Raw genomic sequence first — 1,989 nt, forward strand, 5'->3', positions numbered from 1 at the left:
AGGCAGGGGCGCGGGCGGCGCGGTGGGGCTGGGCGGCACGGCGGCGGCGGCCTCGTCCGCCGCGCGCAGCATGGTACCGAGCGGGACCGAGGGCTCGCGCCGCCACAGCCCACCGGCGCTGCGCCCGGCACGACGGAAGGGGCTGGCGATGCGCGCGAGGATGCCTGGTCGTGCGGGCGCGGGGGGTTCGTCCTCATCCTCGCGGTCAGGCCGCCGCAACACCGCCGCCCCCGACCGCGCCACGCCCACTGCCGCCTGGCTGGCCCCCACCGCCGCATGACCGGCCACGCCCACCGCGGCGCGCCCGGCGCCGCGCCATTCGCCCACCGTCAGCCCACAGGCGATGAAGGCCGCGCCCACCGCGGCCACGGCCAGCAGGCCCTGCGCGGCGATCAGCCCGGCGGGCCCCATCAGCGCCGCGAGGCCGTCGCTGAGCGCACCCGAGACCAGTGGCCCGATCGCCCCGCCCGGCCCGGCCGTGACCGGCATCTCGGCCGGCATCGGCAGCACCGACAGCGCGGCGGCGGCGAGCGGCATGCCAGCCACCAGCCCGCCAAGCCGCGCGAAGGGCGAACCGAGTCCGCGATGCGTCACCAGCCGGAAGGCCCAGGCCAGCAGTGCCAGGGCCGGCAGCGTCGCGGCGAAGCCGAAGCCCTGCAGCAGGATGTCGGAGACGATCGCGCCGGGTCGTCCCGCCATGTTGGTGGTGCCGCCGGCGGTGGCGGTGTTCAGCGACGGATCGGCCGGGTTGTGCGTGGCGAGCGCCACCAGCAGCGCCACGGCCGCCAGCACCACCAGCAGGCCCAGCGCCTCCATGGCGCGGCGGCGCAGCACGGCGCGCACGCCGGCCGAGGCGAAGCGCCCCGCGGCGCCTGGGCTGCGGGTGGACATGCGGGACTCGTCGGACAGGGCGGCGCGGGGCATGCGGTCAGGGCTTCAGGTTTGGTGGCAATCCTACACCGGAAGGTGCTGGGATGCATCGCTTTCGCACCCGGCGCCACGCAACCGCGGGGCGCAGCGTGTCCGCCGCGCCACGGCGCCCCGCGTCAGCCGGCCCGCGGCGTCGCCCACCCGGGCGGCACGGTGAAGCGCGCCCGCAGCCAGGGGCTGAGTGCGATCAGCACGATGCCGATCGAGAACAGGCACCAGACCGCCGGGATCTCGTTGACGGTCTGCGTCAATTGCCAGGCGAGGAACGGCCCGGCCACGATGTGGAACAGCACGAAGCGCCAGGCGCCGTAGGCGAGCGGCACCAGGAAGGCGGCGACCCCATAGGTGGGGAAGCCGCTGATGCCCCAATGCATCGCGCGCACCGGGCCGAGTAGGTCGTTGGTCGGGATTTCCCAGGCGATGTGCCAGCTGCCGCTGACCACGCACAGCGCCGGCCCGCACAATATCGACCCCGGCTCGCATTGCCCGGCCCAGGAGAAGGGCTGCAACTGCATCAGCATCACCACGGCGGAGAGCCCGCAGCAGATCCACACCGCGACCCGCGCCGCCGGGCGCAGCGCCACCGCCAGCAACGCCATGGCGAAGGCGTTGATGAAGAAGGGCTGGAAGACGATGTGCAGGTAGGACAGCAACGCCACCACCTCGTTCGCCGGCGTGCCGCAGCGATCCACGGTGGCGTAGCCGGCGACCTGCAGCGCCTCCATCAGCGTGAAATAGGCCAGCGTCGCCGGGATCGCCGCCCTGTCCCGCCGGCGGATCGTGATGGCGGTCGCGGCCGTGCCGATCCCGACCATCGCGACGGTGGCGCCCATCGACCAGCACATCGGCGCCCATCCCATCGCTTCGCGACCAGTTTCGCAGATGCCGCGGCGGTGTCACCAGGCTGGCCATGCGCGCAACGAGCGGCGCCGAAGCCGCTCGAGCCGCGCGGCCCGCGGCACCGCGTCGCCGCCATGGGCACCACCGACGCCGCGCTTCCCGCCACGCTGGACGCCGCCACCCGCGCGCGCATCGCCGTCGGCGCCCTGCCGCTGCGCG

Annotated in this window: 2 protein-coding genes; both read right to left on the bottom strand. The window is 75.0% G+C overall.

All coding sequences use genetic code 11. From position 1 onward, the window contains the following. The coding region (locus HW578_RS25905) for a DNA translocase FtsK 4TM domain-containing protein (protein WP_232479299.1) at window positions 1-924 on the bottom strand (924 nt) is incomplete at its 3' end. A 122-nt stretch (window positions 925-1,046) separates the two neighbouring features. Continuing rightward, entirely contained in the window at window positions 1,047-1,775 is a 729-nt protein-coding gene (locus HW578_RS25910; protein ID WP_198373592.1) for a DUF5765 domain-containing protein, read from the bottom strand. Between the last annotated feature and the right edge of the window lie 214 nt (window positions 1,776-1,989).

It is taken from the genome of Roseomonas rosulenta (genome assembly GCF_016106005.1).
GTDB classification, from domain to species: Bacteria; Pseudomonadota; Alphaproteobacteria; order Acetobacterales; family Acetobacteraceae; genus Neoroseomonas; species Neoroseomonas rosulenta.